Origin of the sequence: Ectothiorhodospira shaposhnikovii, from assembly GCF_016584105.1 — a bacterium.
Lineage (GTDB): Bacteria > Pseudomonadota > Gammaproteobacteria > Ectothiorhodospirales > Ectothiorhodospiraceae > Ectothiorhodospira > Ectothiorhodospira shaposhnikovii.
In genome coordinates this window covers 77,136-96,509 of record NZ_NRSM01000011.1, presented here as the reverse complement: position 1 = coordinate 96,509, position 19,374 = coordinate 77,136, and the positions used below count along the sequence as shown (strand labels likewise).

The 19,374-nt window shown below is 62.2% G+C and carries 16 protein-coding genes and 1 pseudogene; all 17 read left to right on the top strand.

Annotated features, from left to right (window positions below; translation table 11 throughout):
* Positions 1 to 15: 15 nt before the first annotated feature.
* The gene (locus CKO35_RS08250; protein WP_144303938.1) at positions 16 to 1,524 is read left to right on the top strand and encodes a phage portal protein family protein; all 1,509 of its coding nucleotides are present in this window, start codon (positions 16 to 18) and stop codon (positions 1,522 to 1,524) included.
* On the top strand, positions 1,524 to 6,098 hold the full coding sequence (locus CKO35_RS08245) for a minor capsid protein (protein WP_200174563.1): 4,575 nt from the start codon (positions 1,524 to 1,526) through the stop codon (positions 6,096 to 6,098). The genes CKO35_RS08250 and CKO35_RS08245 overlap by 1 nt, the downstream gene beginning before the upstream one ends.
* Positions 6,095 to 6,607: a hypothetical protein gene (locus CKO35_RS08240; protein ID WP_020886720.1), complete on the top strand. Its 513-nt coding sequence runs from the start codon at positions 6,095 to 6,097 to the stop codon at positions 6,605 to 6,607. Before CKO35_RS08245 ends, CKO35_RS08240 begins: the two co-directional genes overlap by 4 nt.
* Positions 6,604 to 6,957 (top strand): hypothetical protein, encoded by a 354-nt coding sequence (locus CKO35_RS08235; protein ID WP_020886721.1) that lies wholly within the window; start codon positions 6,604 to 6,606, stop codon positions 6,955 to 6,957. Before CKO35_RS08240 ends, CKO35_RS08235 begins: the two co-directional genes overlap by 4 nt.
* Positions 6,958 to 7,060: 103 nt before the next feature.
* Positions 7,061 to 9,457: a DNA adenine methylase gene (locus CKO35_RS08230; RefSeq protein WP_200174556.1), complete on the top strand. Its 2,397-nt coding sequence runs from the start codon at positions 7,061 to 7,063 to the stop codon at positions 9,455 to 9,457.
* A gap of 12 nt (positions 9,458 to 9,469) precedes the next feature.
* The gene (locus CKO35_RS08225; RefSeq protein ID WP_200174554.1) at positions 9,470 to 9,832 is read left to right on the top strand and encodes a hypothetical protein; all 363 of its coding nucleotides are present in this window, start codon (positions 9,470 to 9,472) and stop codon (positions 9,830 to 9,832) included.
* An 18-nt stretch (positions 9,833 to 9,850) separates the two neighbouring features.
* The gene (locus CKO35_RS08220) at positions 9,851 to 10,714 is read left to right on the top strand and encodes an HK97-fold major capsid protein (RefSeq protein WP_011366969.1); all 864 of its coding nucleotides are present in this window, start codon (positions 9,851 to 9,853) and stop codon (positions 10,712 to 10,714) included.
* A gap of 18 nt (positions 10,715 to 10,732) precedes the next feature.
* Positions 10,733 to 11,092: a hypothetical protein gene (locus tag CKO35_RS08215; protein WP_011366970.1), complete on the top strand. Its 360-nt coding sequence runs from the start codon at positions 10,733 to 10,735 to the stop codon at positions 11,090 to 11,092.
* Positions 11,079 to 11,543: a hypothetical protein gene (locus CKO35_RS08210; protein ID WP_200174553.1), complete on the top strand. Its 465-nt coding sequence runs from the start codon at positions 11,079 to 11,081 to the stop codon at positions 11,541 to 11,543. The genes CKO35_RS08215 and CKO35_RS08210 overlap by 14 nt, the downstream gene beginning before the upstream one ends.
* Positions 11,530 to 11,889 (top strand): hypothetical protein, encoded by a 360-nt coding sequence (locus CKO35_RS08205; RefSeq protein WP_200174551.1) that lies wholly within the window; start codon positions 11,530 to 11,532, stop codon positions 11,887 to 11,889. The genes CKO35_RS08210 and CKO35_RS08205 overlap by 14 nt, the downstream gene beginning before the upstream one ends.
* The gene (locus CKO35_RS08200) at positions 11,879 to 12,364 is read left to right on the top strand and encodes a phage virion morphogenesis protein (protein ID WP_200174549.1); all 486 of its coding nucleotides are present in this window, start codon (positions 11,879 to 11,881) and stop codon (positions 12,362 to 12,364) included. The genes CKO35_RS08205 and CKO35_RS08200 overlap by 11 nt, the downstream gene beginning before the upstream one ends.
* Positions 12,365 to 12,423: 59 nt before the next feature.
* Positions 12,424 to 12,972 (top strand): hypothetical protein, encoded by a 549-nt coding sequence (locus CKO35_RS08195; RefSeq protein ID WP_039644722.1) that lies wholly within the window; start codon positions 12,424 to 12,426, stop codon positions 12,970 to 12,972.
* A 12-nt stretch (positions 12,973 to 12,984) separates the two neighbouring features.
* The gene (locus tag CKO35_RS08190; RefSeq protein WP_028577512.1) at positions 12,985 to 13,242 is read left to right on the top strand and encodes a hypothetical protein; all 258 of its coding nucleotides are present in this window, start codon (positions 12,985 to 12,987) and stop codon (positions 13,240 to 13,242) included.
* A 2-nt stretch (positions 13,243 to 13,244) separates the two neighbouring features.
* A complete protein-coding gene (locus CKO35_RS08185; protein ID WP_200174547.1) occupies positions 13,245 to 14,774 on the top strand; it encodes a phage tail sheath C-terminal domain-containing protein in 1,530 nt (509 codons plus the stop codon).
* A gap of 30 nt (positions 14,775 to 14,804) precedes the next feature.
* Positions 14,805 to 15,251, top strand: coding sequence for a phage tail protein (locus CKO35_RS08180; RefSeq protein ID WP_227501130.1), 447 nt, complete (start codon positions 14,805 to 14,807; stop codon positions 15,249 to 15,251).
* Between the two features lie 15 nt (positions 15,252 to 15,266).
* Positions 15,267 to 15,944, top strand: a complete 678-nt coding sequence (locus tag CKO35_RS08175; protein WP_020886731.1) for a T4 family baseplate hub assembly chaperone — start codon at positions 15,267 to 15,269, stop codon at positions 15,942 to 15,944.
* Positions 15,945 to 16,087: 143 nt separating this feature from the next.
* Positions 16,088 to 16,960: pseudogene (locus CKO35_RS18445) on the top strand (phage tail tape measure protein); the annotation flags it as partial.
* Between the last annotated feature and the right edge of the window lie 2,414 nt (positions 16,961 to 19,374).

Here is a 19,374-nt window from a genome sequence, read left to right as displayed (position 1 = left end):
TACCGAGAGGATCACGTGGAAAGCACCGCCCATCAGGACGAACAACCCGAAAGCCTGGACACCACCGGCTTTGTCATCGCGCCGCTGGCCGCAGCGGCAGCGCTCGACTCGGCCGCCTTCGCCAAGGTGAACGCCGCCGAAGCGATTCCTGCCACCTGGGAAGAACGCGCCCGCAAGGCCTGGGAATACTACGTCGAGGAGCCGCTGGTGAAAAACTGCGTCAACTCCTGGCGCACCTTCGCCGTGGGCGACGAGATCAAGATCACCAGCGATGACGAGACCCTCAAGGAGCAAGCCCAGGAGGCCGCCTGGCGGCTGAACGTCTCGCAGTTTATCAAGGACATGGTTCTTCAGCTCCTGGTGAAAGGCGACGCCATCGGCTTCAAGCGCTTCAGCAAGTCCGGCCAGGACATCGAGGAGCTGGTCTGCGTCAACCCGGTTTCGGTCAAGGTCAAATACGCCCAGGGCGAACTGATCGAGGCCCGGCAATTTCCCGAAGAAACTCTCGGCGGCGGGGAATCCATCCCACTGCCCGTCGAACAGGTGGTCCACCTCAAATGGGACGCACCGGCCTTCTCGCCCCGGGGCAATTCCCTCGTGCTTCCCGCCTTTCAAGCCATCGAACTGCTGCGCGATTACCGCCGGGCCGAACAGGCCATCGCCAAGCGCTGGGCCACGCCGTTCCGTCTGCTCAAGGTGGGCGGCGCGTTCGGCCAGAAGATGGTGATGCCGGACCAGCGGATGCTCGAACAGGTTCGCGACATGGTCAACAAGATGGACATGAAAAGTGGCCTGGTGGTCCCGTTCTACGTCAATGTCGAAACCCACGGCACCGACGGTCAGGTCCTCAACGTCGAGGACAAGGTAAAGGAGGTGAAGGAAGACATCGTGGTAGCCCTGGGTCTGTCTCGCTCGCTGGTGACCGGCGACGGTCCGAATTTCGCCACTGCCTCGGTGAGCATGCAGAAGATGATGGTCATGATCCGCGAGATCAAACAGGCCGCACGCAAGCTCCTCGACTGGGTGTTCGACGACTGGATGGAGCTGAACGGCCACGGCGACAAGAGCATCCAGTTCATCTTCAACGACCTCGACCCCAGCGACGCGGTCGATTTCAAGAAGCTCCTCATCGAACTCTACGACCGCAAGCTCATCAGCCGTTCCAGCCTTCAGCTCAAGATGGACCTGGACCCGGACATCGAGGCTGCCAACCGCGAGACAGAACGTAAGCAGATCGACCTGATGGACGAGAAGCAGGTGAAGCCGGTGGTGGATATGGTCGTCTCCGGCATCCTCAGCGTGCCTCGCGCCCGGAAGATGCTCGGGATTCCGGCCGAGGACGATGAACCCACGGCGGAGGCGGCATTGGTCTGGTCGGGTGACCTGGAGTCCACCGGCATTGCTGCCGTGTGCGACGAGTGCAGCCACTTCATCGCTGACACCAACCACTGCCGGGTCCACAACAGCGAGCGCACTTTCGACGCCCCGGCCTGTCGTTTCATCGACCGCCGGGAGCCCCGCTAATGCTGTCGGACCTGAAGCAGCGCATCCAGACGGCCACCCTGAAAAGTCTGACGGCCCGCAACCGCTACAACGACCAGGTCACGGCCCAGCTCACCCAGGCGCTGAAACAGGCCGAAGACGAGGTCGCCCGCGCCATCCTCCAGTACCGCTCCCTCGGCTCCCTGCCGGACAACAAGCTCGCCGCCCTCAAGGGGCTGGAAAAGCTCCAGCTCGAACTCGACGACACCATGAAGCGGCTCAAGCGGGAGCAGACCCTGCTCTTTCGCAAGACGACCAAGGACTCCTTCAAGCTCGGCATCCAACAGGGAATCGGAGAGCTCGCCGACGCGGCGCTGCCGTTCTACGCCGACCTCAAACCCGAAGGCATCGACAAGCTGGCCACCAAGGTGTTCACCATCGTCGACACCAATGCCCTCGACTTCATGGCGCAGTACAACCTCACGCTCGCCGGTGACGTCCACCGAGAACTCGCAGACGGCATCAAGCGCACCATCCTGAACGGCGTCGCCACGGGCAAGGGAGCCGACGACATCGTCCGGGACATGGGCAAGGTGATCATCGACAAGGACTCCTTTCGCCAGGCCGGAAGCCGGGTGTTCAGCAAGGCGCAGTACCGCATGGAGATGATCGCCCGCACCGAGGTCCTCCGCGCCCACAACATGGGCAGGCTCAAGTTCCACGAGCGGGTCGGCATCCAGAAACTGGAATGGCTGGCCATGGAGGACGAGCGCATGTGCCCGGTCTGCGGCGGCCAGGACGGCAAGACCTTTGCCATCGACAAGTTCCCCCAGCAACCCGCGCATCCGCACTGCCGCTGCACCAATATCGTGGCGTGGCCGATGACCGTCTGCGGTAGCGAGATGGCCGCCAAAGCAGCCGCCCAGGCATCGCAGGGGGACGCCTGCATTCTCCCGCCCCACGTGCTGGAAGGCATGGCCGACGCCCAGGCCAAGGAGAACGCCAAGATCAAGAGCGCCTTTGAAAACGGCGACATCGCCGACCTCGGTTCGCTGACGGTCAAACAGCTCCAGACCCTGGCGAAACAGAACGGCGTGGCCATCGCCCGGACCAAGGCCGATTTCATCAAGCTGCTCGATCTGGCCGAACCCGGGATCGATCACGGCGACCTGGCCGGAGCGGCGCTCAGCGCCAAGCTCAAGGAACACAAGATCGGTCTGCTGCGGACCAAGGAAGAACTGGTCGATCTGCTCGGACTGAAGCAGGCGGAACTCAAACAGGCCAAGCTGCTCGCCGCCCAGATGGCGAAGATCCCTCCCGCCGAGGGGCTGGAGGGCATGACCGCCCAGCAGCTCAAGGAGATGGCGAAAGAGAACGGCATCTCCCTCAATATGACCAAACAGGAGACCATCGAGCTGCTCGACAAGCTGGAGCCCGGCGTGGATCACAGCGGCCTGATGGGCAAGGAACTCGCGGCGGCCAAACAGAAGCACGGCATCGGCATCCTCAAAAACAAGCAGCAGCTCGTCGAGGCGCTGCAGAAGAAGGCCGGTGCCGACATGGCCGAGTCGGTCAAGAAAAAGGCGGTCGACGAGGCCAAACAAAAGCTGATCCTGAAACAGAAAACGGCTCTCGAAGACGCCGCCAAGGCCGTGGTCGTTCCCGACACGCCGACCGGCTACAAGGATTTCCTCGACGCGATTGCCAAGGCGGAACAGGCGGTTTCCGGCGGCACCGATCTACCCCAGGATCTGCTGGCGGCCCACAGCAAGGAAATCGCCCTCAAGAAACAGCTCTTCCAGGACCAGGTCGGCAAGCTGAAATCGACGGAGCTCAAGACGCTCGCCAAGGAGACCAAGGTTCAGTATTGGCAGTGGGCCAACAAAGACGAGCTGACCACGCTCTTCACCGAGACCGATCCCGCGAAAATCAAAGCGGTTCAGGCCAGCATCGACACCAAGCACGCAGCCTGGGCCGAAAAACATGGCGGCAAGAAGAAAACCGCACCGGCCAAGCCTGCCACGCCGAAACCAGCTCCACAACCGAGTCCGGTCAAGCCGCCCGAGCCCAAGATCGGCAAGAAAGGCGCGGAGTTCGCCACCGTCGATACCGCGTGGCAGCAGAAGGGTCTGCCTTCGAAGTTCAAGAAATCCGGCAAGGCCGCTGTCGGCGGCGCACACGAAAAGGAGTTCTGGACCGACGAAAACGGTGACAAATGGCTGTTCAAGCCCATTGGCCGCAAGGACGATGAGTTCATCGCCTTCGGAGAGGAAGCAGCCTACAAGATCGGCCGCCTCATCGACCCCCATTCCATCGAGGTGCGCACCATCCAGTTGAACGGCCGCACCGGCTCCATCCAGAAATGGCGTACCGATCTGCGGGACGACTTCGATTTTCGCAACATCCTGCCACAGGATCTGACCACCATCGAACTGGAGCAGATCCAGCGCGAGCATGTGGTCGACTGGCTGATCGCCAACCACGACGGACACTCCAAGCAATTCATCCGCGCCCGGGACGGTCGCGTCTACGGCATCGACAAAGGCCAGGCCTTCAAGTTTCTGGGCCAGGACAAGCTCACGCTCGACTATCACCCCAACGGCGTCTGCGGCGAGGAAGAGCCGTTTTACAACAAGGTCTTCCGGGCGGCCAAGGAAGGGAAGGTACGGGTCGATCCCAACGCGACCCTGCGCTACATACAGGAAGTCGAAAAGATCGCCGACGAGGATTACCTCGATCTGCTACGGCCCTACGCCGAGGGACGGTTCGCCAAGGACCCGGCCGGGATGCGGCATTTCTATGATCTGGCCTTGGAGCGGAAACACAATCTCCGGCGAGACTTCGAAGGCTATTACGCCGATGTGCTGGGGGATCGGGGCTTTCGTTTCGACAAGCTGAGTACCGCCACCGGCAAGAAAAAGCTGCTCTCCTCCGCCGAAGAGACCCTGATCGAGGAGGCCCGCAAACTCGGCTGGCAGGGCAAGACCCTGCCCTTCGACAGTGGCGACGTGGAGGACCAGAACGCGCTGATCTTCACCGAGAGCTTCAAGGGGAAGAAGCGCACCGTGGTCAAGATGAAGATCCGGCCGGACACCGACCGCCGCATCGACGAGGTGCTGCGCAGGTATGTGCAGACGGCTGCCGGGGAAAAGGGACAACCGCTGGTCGAAGACAGCTTCTTTCCGACGATTCTGGACGCCGTAAAAAACGTCAATTTCCACGTGGGCGACGGCAAGTACAACCGGACCAAGATCGACAAGGCCCTGCGCCTGCGCAAGAAACTGGAAACCCTGCAAAAGAGCGCCGACCCCAAGGTCAAGGAGATGGCGGACCATTATCTGAAATGGGTCAAGGAGATCGAAGAGTCCGTCGACTGGGATCGGGCCACCAACGGCGTATTCGAGCAGTACCTGCCCAAGCTCGACGCGCAGAAACCCAAGGAGAAACCGCCGTTCAAGGTGGAACGCGGCAAGGTGACCCACACCAAGCGCAGGATCGGTTCCGGCACCATTACCGTCGAGGCCGACGACATCGACAACCGGACGCTGTTCAATCAAAACTCCCGCATGCAGGACGGGCACCAGTACACCGTCACCTTCGAGGACGGCACCCGGGTCCGCTATCGCCCCTGGTCCGACACCAACCTCTATGCCCAGCGCGGCGAGCTGGAAATGATCCTGGACGGCGACGCTACCCCCGGACGGGTCGAGGCGATGCTGGAAAAGCTCGAACAGCTTGGGATCGATACCCGGGTGGCCACGGCGGAAAACGCGGAGCAGATGTACCTCGAAAAGCTCGCCTACATCCGCAAGACCGACAAGAGCGCCGACTACAAACGACTGCAGAAATCCCTCGACGACCGCAACGCCACCACCACCGAGCGGGTCCAGGCTCTGCGCGGCTATTGGCAAAAGGAACTGGGCGTCCAGGACATCACCCAGCTTTCCGGATACAACCCGCTGGGCGAATACCAGGCGGGCTTTCTGGACCGAGACGCCAAGGGCGGATACCGGCACCAGTTCCGGTTCGACATCACCGAGGAGGACCTGGAAAAACAGATGAAGGGCTATTCGCTGGTCCATGATCTGACCAACGGCGAGAGTATGTCCGGCTTCATCGACTTGATCATGGAGAACAACGGAGCCATGGTCAGCACGGTCGAGAAGATGCGCATGGGCGTGGCTCCGGGCGGAATGTCCCCGGTGGCTGACATGCAGACCGGCGGCGCGAGCTATTTCTTCACCCGGATCAAGAAGCAACCGGCCAGCGACGCCTCACCGGCCCTCTATTTCAAGAAACAGATGCTGCGGCGCATGGACGCTATCAGTTATGACCATGACGCCTACGGCAAGGTGATTGATGACTACGTGCAGCGCAACCGGGGGGCCAGCATCGACGACTGGAAGCGGTTCTCGCAGCGCCATGGTAACGAGACCATCTTCAAATACTCGGTGACGCTGCTGGACAACATCGAATTCATCGTCGCCAGAAGCGACAACGAACGCCGGGAGATCATCCAGAGTTTCACCCGGCGCGGCATCAAGAAACTACCCGACGGGCGCAAGGTGGAGGACATCGTCCATACTCCTCAAAGCTGGAGCAAACGCAAACAATGACCATGAAAAACTTTATCGAACAAGAGAAACAGCGGCTGCAGGAAGCGCTGCACTGGTTCAACAACCGGGGCAGCCGCATGACCGTAAGGGAATCCGGGGATCTCTTTCTGGATACCCTGGTGGACAGCTTCACCGTCACCCGGATCGCACCCCATTTCGACACCGCTGGCAACCATCTGCGCACCGATTTCTGGCTGTTGTGGAAGGCACTCGGTTATGACGAGGGTTTTCAGCACGCCCACACCATCAAAGTGGTCGATGTCCGGGTCGAAGATACCCTGATGGCCGAACATGACGGCAAGGAGGTCGAAGGCTGGCTGATTGTCGAGCTGACCGACGATCTGGGCCGCATTCACCATGTCGAAATGATCGAGCCGGTCTCGGAGCCCGAGCTCGCGGCGGACTGGCAACGCTGGATCGCCTACCGACAAAAAAACGCCGAAAGATTCCACCGGATCGACGCCCAGCTTCTGGAAGAGCATCTCCAGATCGCGGAGGACTGGTCATGAAACTGCGCTATATGATCGACTCGATAATGGCCGACCGGCAAGCCACCGTCCCGGAATACGTGCCCGTGGGCGTCTGGGTTCAGGGGCCGGGTCCCGGTCTGGATGTGGAGATGTACTACCTCGACCGGGGGCCGAACGGGCTTGCCGACCGCAAGGACGAGGCCGCCTGGGTGGTCAACCGTCTGGTCGAGGCCGAGGCCACCTCGCTTCCGGCGAATTTTCTCGAATATCACCGGCTGTCCCGCTCCCCCTATGACGGGGTCTTTTCCGAGATCACCGAGAGCGACGAAGACCCCTCCCTCGACGCCTGCGGCAAGGCCGTTCTGGGCCGGCTGAACTCCGCCCGCTGAAATTCGCCGTCACCCTCCGACACATCGCCGACGCTTCCGGTAAGTAACCGCTGAACGCTCCCCGCAGGTCGCGGAGAGCACAGCAAACTGACCGGAGACGTTGATGGAACTGTTCGCCACAGACCTGGAAAGGCTGGCGTTTCTACTGGAGGCCGATGCGGCGCTGACTCTCGATCCCGATGCGCTCGGGTCCGAGGCCGCCGAACAGTCAGCTCCTGAAGAGCTCCCTCCCGAGAAGCGCCCCAAGTACATCACCAACTACATCGGCAGTAAGCAGAAGCTCGTCGACTGGATCTGGAAGCATACCCCGGAAGGCACTGGCACGGTGCTGGATGCCTTTTCGGGGTCTGCGGTCGTGGCCTACATGTACAAGACCAAGGGCCTCCAGGTCATCGCCAACGACCGGCTCCGCTACTGCCACCATGCCGCCAAGGCGATCATCGAGAACAACTCGGTTCGCCTGAGCGAGGACGAGATCGAGGCACTCCTGGCCGACAACGCCAAGGCGGGCAGCTTCGTTCAGGACAACTTCAAGGGCATCTTCTTCGCCAAGGGCGTCCATGCGCTGATCGACACCATCCGCGCCAACTGCGACAAGCTCTCCGGCTTCAAGAAAGACATCGCCCTGTTCGGCCTCGGCAAGACCTGCATGAGCGGCAAGGGCGGCTTCGGCCACTTCTCGTCGTCCACCGACTATGGCCGCCGCCAGGACACCCCAGACGAATTCAAGGATCGTCTGCGCAAGAACCTGCAGCGCATCAACGCCCTGGTCTTCGACAACGACAAGGAGAACAAGGCCCACCGGCAGGACATCAACGACCTGCTGCCGAAAGCCAAGGCGGATCTGGCCTACTTCGATCCGCCCTACGCCACCGAGTTTTCGACTACCAACTACGAGCGGGCCTACCACTTCGTGGAAGGGCTCATGACCTATTGGGAAGGGCTCGAAATCAAGGCCGACACCAAGGTCAAGTATTACGAGACCGACCACAAGACCGTCACCAAGGCCAACGCCAGCGAGTTCTTCCAGACCTTTCTCGGCAATGCCAAGCACATTCCGCACTGGCTGATTTCCTACCGCGATCACGCCTATCCCAACGAGCAGGAGATGAAGCGGATCATCGGCTCATTCGGCAAACAGAGCCGGATGAAGTCCAAGGATCACCACTACGCCATCACCTCCAAGCACGGCGAGGCTTCCAACGCCAAGGAGCGATTGTTCGTCTGCGCCCCCGGGGCCAAGGCCAGCGCCGAGCGGGAGGAGAAACCCGTTCCGATGGCCGCCGCCGCGAACTTCCACACCAGCATCCCCGTGGACATCCGGTTGGGCGAAGGCGAACGCCTCACGACCGAGGCCATGGATGTCGGCTCGGCGGGCGACCCCCAATTCAGCTTCGTGCTCTGTCGCACCGGCACCAACAAGAACGGCGACCACTTCACCGCCGAGGAGTTGTCCGGTCGGCACATGACGGCCGTGAACAAGAAGGTCGATCTGCAGCATTCGCAGGAGTTCAACGACATCGTGGGCGGCATCGTCGCCGCCGACTACCTGGAGGACGACAACGGCGGCCGCGTGGAATGCGTCGGCGAGCTGTACGTCCACGACACACCGGCCGCCCGGCTGGCCTACAAGCTGATGAAGCGCGGGATCATCTCCCAGGTCTCCATGGAGTGCGACTACCAGGAGGGCGAATGCTCGGTCTGCCACAAGCGCTTCCAGAATAAGGCCGACTACTGCACCCACCTGCGCAAATTCAAGGGCCGTGATTTCAATGGCCAACCCGTTTTCGAGATTCTGCACGGCGTCACTTTCACCGGACTGGGACTGCTCGACCGCAAAGGCGCGGACGAGAACGCCAGGATTCTGCAGGTGGCGTCCCTTCAGAGCCAGCCCGACCAATCCCAACCCGAAGGAGATTCCACGATGGAAGACAATACCAAACCCACCGATGACCAGGCCGTCGAAGCGGCCAAGAAGAAACCGTCCCAGCAAGAAGGCGATCCTGCCCGCGTTACCGACCTGGAAAAGGAAAACCGGCAGCTCAAGGCCCAGGTCGCCGAGCTGCAGAAACGCGTCCAGGAACTGGAAGCCGAACAAAAGGCGGCCGCTTGCCGCTCCCGCGCCAAGAAGCTGCTCACCCGACTGGAGAAGCAAGGGCTCTCCTTCGCTTCCGATGAGGACCGGGAAGCCGAGCTGAAACGCCTGGTCGAACTCTCCGACGAAGCCTTCGCCGCCACCGAGGCCGCTTACGAGCGCCTGCCCAAGTCGGCCAAGGCGGACAAGGAGAAGGAAGAGAAAACCGCCGACAGCGATCAGGGCGGCAAGCCTGCCGCCAAGGCATCGACGGAAACCCCGCTGCGCAGCGACGCCGGTGTCCGGCCCCACGATGTGGACGACCGCAAGGTGTCGCTCGAGGACCGTCTGCGCGACGGGTTCATGGCCGCTTACCGCAACCGTGTCGGCGAGGACTCTCCCGAACACTCGCAAATCAACGCATAAGGAGGAAACACCATGTCATTCATCAATCCGTGTCACCGCAGCCTCGCCTATGGCGACGGCCACATCCAGGGCGACGGCCAGCTCGGCCAGGTGGTCCGCGTGGTCGGCGACGACCTGTTCGCCGTCAACACCGATCCCACCAAGCGCTCCTTCGGCATCCTGATCAAGGACTACGCCGGTGGCGAAATGCCCGGCATCTACTGCGACGGCGGCGTCTACGAGACCGACTCCTTCGAAGGGACCGTCGTCGCCGGAGACGACCTGAAAGTTTCGGCGGGCGGTCGCCTGACCAACGGCGTCGCGGCCGGAGAGCATGTGGTCGCCCACGCCATTTCCGTACAGAGCGGCGTCCTCAAATTCCGCCTGCTCGTCTAACCCAAGGAGCCAACGCACATGAAAACCAATCAGTTGAAGATCCACTCCCAGGAGTACATGGAAACCATGGCGCGGCTCATGAGCGAGGCTCTCGAGTCGCCCGAAGGCATGCGGGCACTTGCCGCCGCCATTGCCGCGCCCATCGAACAGGAGATCAAGCGCAAGGAGATTTCCTCGCTGCTGCTCACCAAGCACACGCTGCCCAAGGGCGAACGTCCGGTCTACCAGAAGAAACCGACCGTCAAGGCTCACTGGATCAGCAAGGACGGCGACGCACAGGAGCAGGAGGTGGGCAAGGACGAGGTCGAGTTCCCCACCAACCGCATTCACTCCAATCCGATGGTGGACGTTTCCGTCCTCAAGAACGGCAACATCGGCACGCTGATGGACATCCAGACCAGCGCCGCCGACGCCATCCGCAAGGAGATGGACCGCCGCACCATCTCGGTGCTCTCCTCGGCCATCCCGGCGACCAACACCATCGAGGTCACTGGCGACTTGCTCACCGAGGAGGCGCTGAACGAGGCCATCTCGATCATCGAGGACCTGGAGCTGTCGGTGAAGTACATCGTCATGCGCGGCCGCCGGTTCAACGACATGCGCGGCTGGAACCTCGATCCCCAGACCAAGCTCGAGCTGCGCCAGAAGGGTGTCATCAAGAACTACGGCACCGGCGGCATTCTGCTGACCGCCTCCATGCCGCTGGACGAGATCATCATCGTCCCGGATGAAGAGGTCGGAAAGATGCCGGTGCGCGAAAACCTGAAGACGGAGTCCATCGATCAGAAGACCCGCTTCAAGACCGGCTGGCTGGTGTGGTCCGAAATCGGCCAGGGCATTACCCGCCCTGACATCATGGCCAAGGTCAAACTGGTTCCGTAATCCAGGAGGTGACGTGAGATGAATCGAATCAAGAACATCCGTCCCGGCGTTCTGGTGATCCCCGACGCCGGGCTGAAACTCAAGCCCGGCCAGGTAGTCGAGGTGGAACGCCTCACCAAGCAGATCCAGGCGGCGCTCAAGAACGGCCGCCTGGCCATGGCCGACAAACCGAAGCAGGAACCGCTCGCCCCTCCAGAGCCAGACCAAGACGCGGAACCGGTGGACCTGAGCAAGCTCTCCGCCACCGACGCCATCTCCAAGGTCAACGAGGAGGCCAATCCGGAGACCCTCAAGGGCTACATGGAAACCGAAAAACGCCGCACGGTGATCGACGCGCTCAAGAGCCGTCTGGAGGGCCTGCAAGGTGCTGCTGAGTGACCTGATCGCTGACCTGCGGCTCGACCTGTCCGACCCGGGCTCATCTCTCTTCGAGGACCAGACTCTGGAGAGATGCGTCCGGAAGGCCGTTTTCCGGCTTGGGCGCGATCTCGACCAATCGCTGACGGTCACGGCCGGAGAGATTACCCCAGAGCCGTCCGGAGAGGTTCGCGAGCTCCTGGTGATCATGGCGCAGATCCACGCGTGCCAGGTTATGCGCTCGGCCACCGCCAACGCCTTTTCCTTTTCCAGCGGCGACAAGCGGGTGGACAAAACCGGCCAGCCCGGCCACTGGGCCAAGCTCGAGGCCGATCTGCTCGCGGACTACCGGCAACGCATCGCCGAACTGTTACCTACCGCGCAGGTTGATCCTGAATCCTACATCCTGACCCCGAGCGGACTCACTCCGGTCATCTACGAACAAGGGATAGACCTCGATGTTGTTGAATGACCGGGAACGCGCTGAAGCCGTGGCCGACGTCGCCCGGCTGATCCTCTCCTCGGGCCAGACCGCACGCGTCCTGCGGGTGGTTCCCGGCGAGCGGCTCTACGGCACCGACGATGCCGAATACACGGAAATCTCCGTCATCCCCCTCGAACTGAACGAAACCCCGCCGGAGGAGTTGAGCGGCAAGATTGACGCGCTCGCCTGTGTCCTTCCGAATGCCGATGTCCGGGGTGAAGACCGCCTGGCCGCAGACAGGGAAACCTATCGCATACAGAGTGTGGAAGAAGAACACTTCTTCGGCACCGTCACTCACAAGAACCTGCAATTGGTGAAGCTCAATGGGCGTTAGGCGGACCGGTGACTGGGACAAGGCCCGCGCCAAGCTGACCACCGGCATGGGGCCACGTCTGGCCACGGCCCTGCGACAGGCCACGATCCGCAACGCCCTTTTTCTGGTGCGCGAGATCCAGCGGGGGATTCGCTCCCAGGCCCCGGGCGGACAGGCCTTCGTGAAACTCGCCGCAAGCACCATCGAGCGCAAAGGTTCCAGCAAGGCGCTCATCGACACCGGCTTTCTCATCAACGCCATCACCCAGAAGATCATGGCCGACAAGGCGTTCGTCGGCCTGCTGCGCGGCACCGTCAACAAGGACGGGGAAGACATGGTGAACATCGGTGCCGTCATGGAGTACGGGGCCACCATCAAACATCCGAACGGCGCGACCATCATCATCCCCGCCAGACCCTTTCTGCATCCGGTGATGGATAAGTACCGCGAGCAGATCCTCCAGAACTATCGCGAGGCGATCCGCTCCGCGCTTTGAGCCTCCGACACATCGCCAGCGCTTCCGGTAAGTAACCAGGCAGAAAACGGAGGCGTCCCTTGAGCACGATACAGACCGTCACAGAAATCCTGATCCGCCTGGCCAAACAGGCCATCCACCCGGACACCGTGCTGGTGTTCCCGGATGACCTGTTCGAGGTCCAGCGTACCCCCAGCGTCATCCTCCAGGGGCCGAAGCTGGCGGAAGACCGTTTCCGCCGCAGCCAGAGCCGCCTGTTCGAGAAGAATGTCGCGGAGCTGAGTTTCGAGGAGTGCCGGTTTCCCCGTCTCTATCACCTCGATTTCGACCTGGTGGTGACCGTGGACCGGGAGGCCGAACTGCTTGGTTTTCACGAATCGGTGTCGCGGTTCCTCCAGCTTTACCCGGAGATCGCCATCGCCGACCAGGGCAGCCTGAATCTTACCGAACTGGTTCCTCTGGGCGGCCTGGCCCGGGTGAACCTCTCCAACCTCCGGCAAAGCTCCGGACGCATCCGCATCGAATCCTGCCCGGTGTACGACGGCGACCTGCGCGACGGTCGGCTGATCCGGGACCGGACCTTCCAGTTTCACGGCGACGTGACAGAGCAACGAACCATTCAACCGTAAAGGAGAACAACCGTGATCGAGATCAGAAACCTGCAGTTCCAACCCCTGACGTTCAACCTCTCCGGCCAGGGAACCCTTCACCTCGGGCCGCGAGAACGCAAGAGCATCGCCCGCAAGGACCTCTCCGCCGAGATCAAGACCGCCGGGAAACGCGGCCTGGTGCGCATCACCGACCTGACCGGCGGCGCGGAACCGGAACCGGAAAAGCCCACGGCAACCGATGACGCCGCAGCCGATGAGGCCAAGACCACCAGCAAGCGGAGGAAATAACCATGCCGACCTATCTATCGCCCGGGATTTACACCCGGGAAACGGACTTCAGTTTCTATGTGAAGCAGATCTCGACTTCGTCGGCCGCCATGGTCGGGGTGGCCGAGAAAGGCCCCATCAACAAGCCCATACTGGTGACGAGCTGGGAGCAGTTCATCAACCGTTTCGGCTCCTACATCAATGAGAGCTATCTGGCCTACGCCGCCCGGGCATTTTTCGACAACGGCGGCTCGGTCCTCTATGTCATCCGCATTGCCCATCTCACCGATCCCACCGACCGGGACACGCTGACGGCGCTCAAGTCTTCCATCGTCCTGCAGAACCGGGAGGCGACGCCCGCCGACGCCCTGCGGATCGAGGCCGTGAACGAAGGCGTCTGGGGCGACCGACTCTCCATCTCCATCGAGGACGGTTCTCTCGATCCGGCCAACCATTTCAACCTGGTGGTCCGGCACAAAGGCGATGTGGTCGAGGTGTTCAAGGATCTGAGCATGGACGAGACGCTGCCGAACCATGTGGAGCTGGCGATCAACGACCGCTCGGATTTCATCTTGGTCCAGGATCTGGCCGCAGCAATGGGAACGCCCAGCGACCGTCCGGCATTGGGCGTGTTCACGCTCAGCGGCGGCGACAATGGTCTGACCGATCTGGCCGATGCGGACTTCATCGGCGATCCCTCGCAGCATACCGGCCTCTATGGCTTTGACGAGATCGACGCCCTGAACCTGCTGATGGTCCCCGGCGTCACCACAGTGCCGGTGATCAACGCCGGAATCGCCTATGCCGAGGGGCGCAAGGATCTGCTGTTCATCGCCGACACGCCCATGCACCTGGAGCCGCTCGAAGCGGTCGACTTCCGCAAGGGACAAGGGATGTACAGCCACGCGGCCTTCAACTCCTCCTACGCGGCGCTCTACTACCCATGGCTGGAGATCAGCGATCCGGTCAACTCGCGCAAGAAGCTGGTGCCGCCCTGCGGCGCGGTGGCGGGATGCATCGCCCGCAGCGACCAGAAGACCAACGTCTGGAACGCGCCCGCCGGTATCGACCGTGGCCGCATCTTCAACACGCTCTCCCTGGCCTACAAGACCAGCCGTGGCGAGCGCGATGTGCTCTATCCGGAGGGGATCAACGTCATCGCCGTGTTCCCCGACACCGGCATCAACATCTGGGGCCAGAAGACACTGCAAAGCCAGCCCTCGGCCGTGGACCGCATCAACGTGCGCCGCCTGATGATGTTCATGGAGGAAGCCATCTCGGAATCCTCCCGCTTCGTGGTGTTCGAGCCGAACCATCCCCAGACCTGGCGTGCCCTCGGTCGCCTGATCAATCCCTTCCTGCAGGACATCAAGGACAAGGGCGGCCTCTACGACTTCGCCTTCCAGTGCGACGAGGAGACCAACACCCCGGCGGTCATCGACCGCAACGAAATGGTGGCCCGCGTGTTCGTCAAGCCGACCAAGACGGCGGAGTTCATCGAGCTGAACTTCATCCTGACCAGCACCGGCGCGGACTTCAAAGAAATCATCTAACGGGAGAACACGGCTATGAGAAGCGGAAACATGCCCAAGAGCCTTTACCAGAACTGGCAGTTCGCCATCGAGGTAAACGGCTTCGACGTGGCCCTGTTCCACAAGGGACAGGAGCCCAAAACCGAATTCGAGGAAGTGGCCTTTGCCCCGGCCGGTTCGATGTTCGACCAAAAGGTGGCGGGGCGGGTCAAGTTCGAGGACATCACCCTCGAGAAAGGCACCCTGCAGGACGGCTCCGACGAGGCGGCCCGTGAATGGATCAAGAAACAGGTGGACGTGAACGCCGTCACCGGCGGCCTTCCGGCCGACTACATGCGCGACATCGACGTTGTCCGCTACGACCGCACCGGCAACGAGACCCGCCGCTGGACCCTGCACGGGGCCTGGGTGAAGGCGCTCGAATACGACGAGCTCGAAGGCGGCAACACCGAGAACACCATCGAGAAGCTCACCATCTGCTTCCAATACTGGACCTAAACCGGAGGATCGACCATGTACAGCTTTGAACTGCCAAGCGGCACTGAACTCGAGCTTCGGGAAATGACCGGGACCGAGGAAGAACTGCTCACCAACCAGCGCCTGATCCGTTCCGGAGAGGCGATCAACCAGGTGCTCCGCAACTGTTTCGTCCGGCTGGGCGAGAAGACCGATCCCGATCTCGCCGAGGTGATGAACCTGCTCTCGGGTGACCGGCTGTTCGCCCTGGTCCGCCTGCGCCAGATTTCCCTGGGGGACGAGGTGGAGCTGGAGCTGAGCTGCCCGAACAGCGCCTGCCGCATGACCAACTTTGTGACCATCAATCTCGAGGATCTCAAGGTCACCCCCTACGGCGAGGAGCGGGAGTTCTCCTTCAAGCTGCCCGGCTCGAAGAAAACCGTGCGCTTCGGATATCTCGATGGCCACAAGGAAAAGCGACTGGCCAGCCTGCGCGAGCCCAATATCAGCTCGGCCATGCTCATACGTATCCTCGACATCGACGGCAAGGCTCCCTCCAAGAAGAGCCTGGCGGAGATGTCGATGCGCGACCGCAACGCGCTGCGGCAGGAGATGTCGCGGGTCGACGCGGGAATCGACACCTCGGTCGAAACCGAATGCGATGGCTGCGGCACCAAGATCCGCACCCGCCTGGAGGCCGAACCGGCTTTTTTGTTCCCCGGAGTTCGCTTGTAAGCGACGCATTTTTTCTCGCTTACGGCGGACTGCACTGGGGCTGGTCGGAAACCCGCTCGCTGCCGCTCAGGGTCCGGCGTCAGTTCGTCGAGGCCCTCGAGCGGCAGCTTGATTTTGAACGTGAGCAAACGGAACGGCGATAGATGAACGGCGATCTCGGACTGGGCATAGTGGTATCGATGAAGGATGCGTTCTCGCAGAACGCGCAGCGCATCCGTGGCTCCATGATGGACCTCGATTCCACCGTGGCGGATGCCAGTGAGCGAATGACCCGCAACCTGGACCGCATCCAGCAAGGCACCATGATGCTGGGGGCGGGACTGGCCCTGATGGCGGTGCCCGCCGCCCTGGTCGCTTCCACCGCCGCGACCCAGAAGGCCCTGGGAGAGCTGGCGTCCCTTGGCGTGCAGGACCTCCGGGCCATCGAGGACGCCGCAGAATCCTTCACCAACCAGTGGTCCGGTGCTGACAAGGCGGCGTTCATCACCGCCACCTACGACGTGAAATCGGCCCTGTCCAACCTCAGCGACGAGGCGGTGGGCGTCTTCACCTCCATGGCCGCCATGACCGCCAAGGCGACCAAGGCCACCACCCAGGAGATGGTCGGCACCTTCACCACGGCCTACGGGATCTTCAAGCCCATCATGGCCGACATGAACGACATGGAATGGGCGACCGCCTTTTCCGGAGCCATGGCGCAGACCGTGGCCTCGTTCAAGACCAACGGCACCCAGATGGCCGACGCCATCAAGAACATCGGCGCGGTGGCGGCCGCGAGCAATATTCCGCTGAACGAGCAGCTCGCCGTACTCGGCCAGCTCCAGACCACCATGCCCGGCTCCGAGGCGGGCACGCTGTACAAGGCGTTCATCATGAAGGCGGCCGAGGCCGGTGACGAGCTTGGCCTGTCCTTCACCGACACCAGCGGCCGTCTCAAGGGCGTGGTTCCCATCCTGCAGGAGATCAAGCGCCAGTTTCCCGATCTCTCCAACGCCGCCGCCCAGGTGAAGCTGAAGAAGGCCTTCGGCTCCGACGAGGCGGTCAAGTTCCTGCTGCAGATGTCGGCGGGCATGGAGAGCCTCGAAGGCAATATCCAGTCGGTGGGCCGGGCCATGAAAACAGGCACGGCGGTCACCGAACAGATGGCCGCCGCCATGAACCAGGACATCGGAGCCCGGTTTCTGCTCCTGCGCCAGCAGATGGCCAACCTCAGCGAAATTCTGGGTCGCACCTTGTTGCCGGTGGTCACGCCGGTGATCAACGGCGTCTCCCGCTTCATTCTGTTCCTGCAACGCATGGCTAAATCGATGCCGGGCGTGACCCGGGTGGTCCTGGGGCTGTCCATGGCCCTCGGCACCATTCTGGTCGTGGCCGGAGCCGTCACCGCCGCCGTAGGCATGGTGGGACTCATGCTGCCCGCCATCAAGGCCGGGTTCGTGGCCATCAGCGCCGCGCTCGCCGGAGTGGGTTCGGCGGTCGCGACCTATATTCTGCCCGTCACCGCGATTATCGCTGGCGTGATCCTCTCGGTGTATTTGCTAAAACGCGCCTGGGAAACCAACTTCGGCGGCATCCAGGATGTCATCACCGGGGCCTGGAACAAGGTCTCGCTGGTCTTCCGGGGGATCAGGGAGCTTGTGGGCTCGCTCAGCGGCGGTGTCGGACAGATGTCGGCCGAACTGGCCCAGAAGCTCGAATCCGCCGGACTGCTGGGCTTCGTGGTCACCGTCTTCAAAGCCTATTATCGCGTTCGCGAAGCCTTGGCCGGATTGTGGGGCGCGTTTTCCCATGCCTTTGGCCGCATCCGCGCCATCCTCGAACCGACCGTCCGCACCCTGATGAGCGCATACGCGGCGCTGGCCAGCGCGGTCTTTTCGGTGGTGGAGATCTTCGGTGTGGCCGCCAGCGCCACCGACGGGTCGTCCTGGCGCACCTTCGGCACGGTTATCGGCACCGTCGCCGGTGTGCTTCTGCAGGGGCTGGCATTCGCGCTGAAGATCGTGGCCTGGAACCTGTCGCTCATCGTCCGAGCCCTGGCGGTGGTGGTGCGCAGCGTGGTCTGGGTCGGCAAGGCCATCGTCGGGTCCCTGGTCGGAGCGACCAAGTTCATCTATAAGTTCCTGTTGCCCGTGCGCATGATCGGCGAGGCCTTCGTGGCCGCCGGGAAGATCGTCTATGCGGTCTGGCAAGTGCTGACCGGCGACATTTCCCTGCTGGACGGTCTCAAGGCCATTGGCGGCGCGGTCTACGATTTTCTCGCCACCCCGTTCCGCTGGGCGCGGGATGTGGTGGTCGGTGTCTGGAATTTCATTTCCGGGATCTTCACCTCCATCGGCCGCCTGGTGGCCGACGCCGCCGGACAGATCGGCCAGGCGATTCTGAATCTGCCGATCATCAGCACCCTGCGGGAGATGTTCGCCACCGTGCGCTCCTTCTTCGCCGGGGATACCACCTTCTTCGAGGCGGGCAAGAAGCTACTGATCACCCTGGGAGAAGGGATCTGGTCGGCGGTGACCTATCCATTCACCATGCTCAAGAACGCCCTCGGCAAGCTGCGCAATCTGCTGCCGTTCTCCGATGCCCGCGAGGGACCACTCGCCAGCCTGACCGCCTCCGGTTCCGCGCTGCTCAAGACCCTCGCCGACGGCATGAGCCTTACCCAGACACTGCCCGCGAAAGTGTTCGGTTTCGCCGCTCGCGGGATTCTCTCGGCCGCTGCGGGAGCCTGGCAGCAGATCAAAACGGCAGGCGGAAACCTCATGGACGCCGCCTCGGCTCCCTTCCGGATGGCCGGAAAACTCTGGGATGGGTTGACCTCCGGCGCTCAAACCGTCGCGGCCAAGGCCGGTGCCATCTTCGGCGGTCTCAAACAATCCCTGTTTGGCAACACGCCCGAACTGGCGCTCACGCCGCCCCAGGTCAATGCCTGGGACGCGCTGGCCACAGGAGCCGTCAATCTCCGCGACCGGATCGTTGCCACGCTGTCTGCCGTCCCCGGGGCTGTCGGTCGAATCTTTGCCAGCGCCGGTACCGAGGGGCAAACCCTCTGGCAAAGGCTTTCCAGCGGCGCGAGCGCGGGCATCCAGGCACTCAAGAATCGCAGCACCGGGATCGCCAACGGTTTGCTCTCCTCCGCTCGCGCCATGCTGGGAGTCCAGACCCCGATTCCGCAGGTGGCCGAGCAGAAACAACCGCTCGGAGCTACGCCGCCCGCCGAATCGATTGGGCAACGCATCATCGAAAGCGTGCTCAGTCTCATGCCGCGTCTGGACGAGCGCCTGGTGCCCAAGGCTCTGAGCGCCATGCTGATGCTCCAGCCGGTCATGGCCACGGCCGCGCCGCATCCGCAACAGATGAACGGCACCGTGCAGACCGTCGCGGCAGCCGTTGAGCCGGTAAGTAAGAGCTACATCCAGCCCTTTGCGGTGGA

Coding starts and splice junctions, on each gene's coding strand:
- CKO35_RS08215 (WP_011366970.1), top strand. CDS start 10,733: ATGAATCGAATCAAGAACATCCGTCCCGGCGTTCTGGTGATCCCCGAC.
- CKO35_RS08185 (WP_200174547.1), top strand. CDS start 13,245: ATGCCGACCTATCTATCGCCCGGGATTTACACCCGGGAAACGGACTTC.
- CKO35_RS08175 (WP_020886731.1), top strand. CDS start 15,267: ATGTACAGCTTTGAACTGCCAAGCGGCACTGAACTCGAGCTTCGGGAA.
- CKO35_RS08230 (WP_200174556.1), top strand. CDS start 7,061: ATGGAACTGTTCGCCACAGACCTGGAAAGGCTGGCGTTTCTACTGGAG.
- CKO35_RS08225 (WP_200174554.1), top strand. CDS start 9,470: ATGTCATTCATCAATCCGTGTCACCGCAGCCTCGCCTATGGCGACGGC.
- CKO35_RS08245 (WP_200174563.1), top strand. CDS start 1,524: ATGCTGTCGGACCTGAAGCAGCGCATCCAGACGGCCACCCTGAAAAGT.
- CKO35_RS08205 (WP_200174551.1), top strand. CDS start 11,530: ATGTTGTTGAATGACCGGGAACGCGCTGAAGCCGTGGCCGACGTCGCC.
- CKO35_RS08220 (WP_011366969.1), top strand. CDS start 9,851: ATGAAAACCAATCAGTTGAAGATCCACTCCCAGGAGTACATGGAAACC.
- CKO35_RS08235 (WP_020886721.1), top strand. CDS start 6,604: ATGAAACTGCGCTATATGATCGACTCGATAATGGCCGACCGGCAAGCC.
- CKO35_RS08180 (WP_227501130.1), top strand. CDS start 14,805: ATGCCCAAGAGCCTTTACCAGAACTGGCAGTTCGCCATCGAGGTAAAC.
- CKO35_RS08200 (WP_200174549.1), top strand. CDS start 11,879: ATGGGCGTTAGGCGGACCGGTGACTGGGACAAGGCCCGCGCCAAGCTG.
- CKO35_RS08240 (WP_020886720.1), top strand. CDS start 6,095: ATGACCATGAAAAACTTTATCGAACAAGAGAAACAGCGGCTGCAGGAA.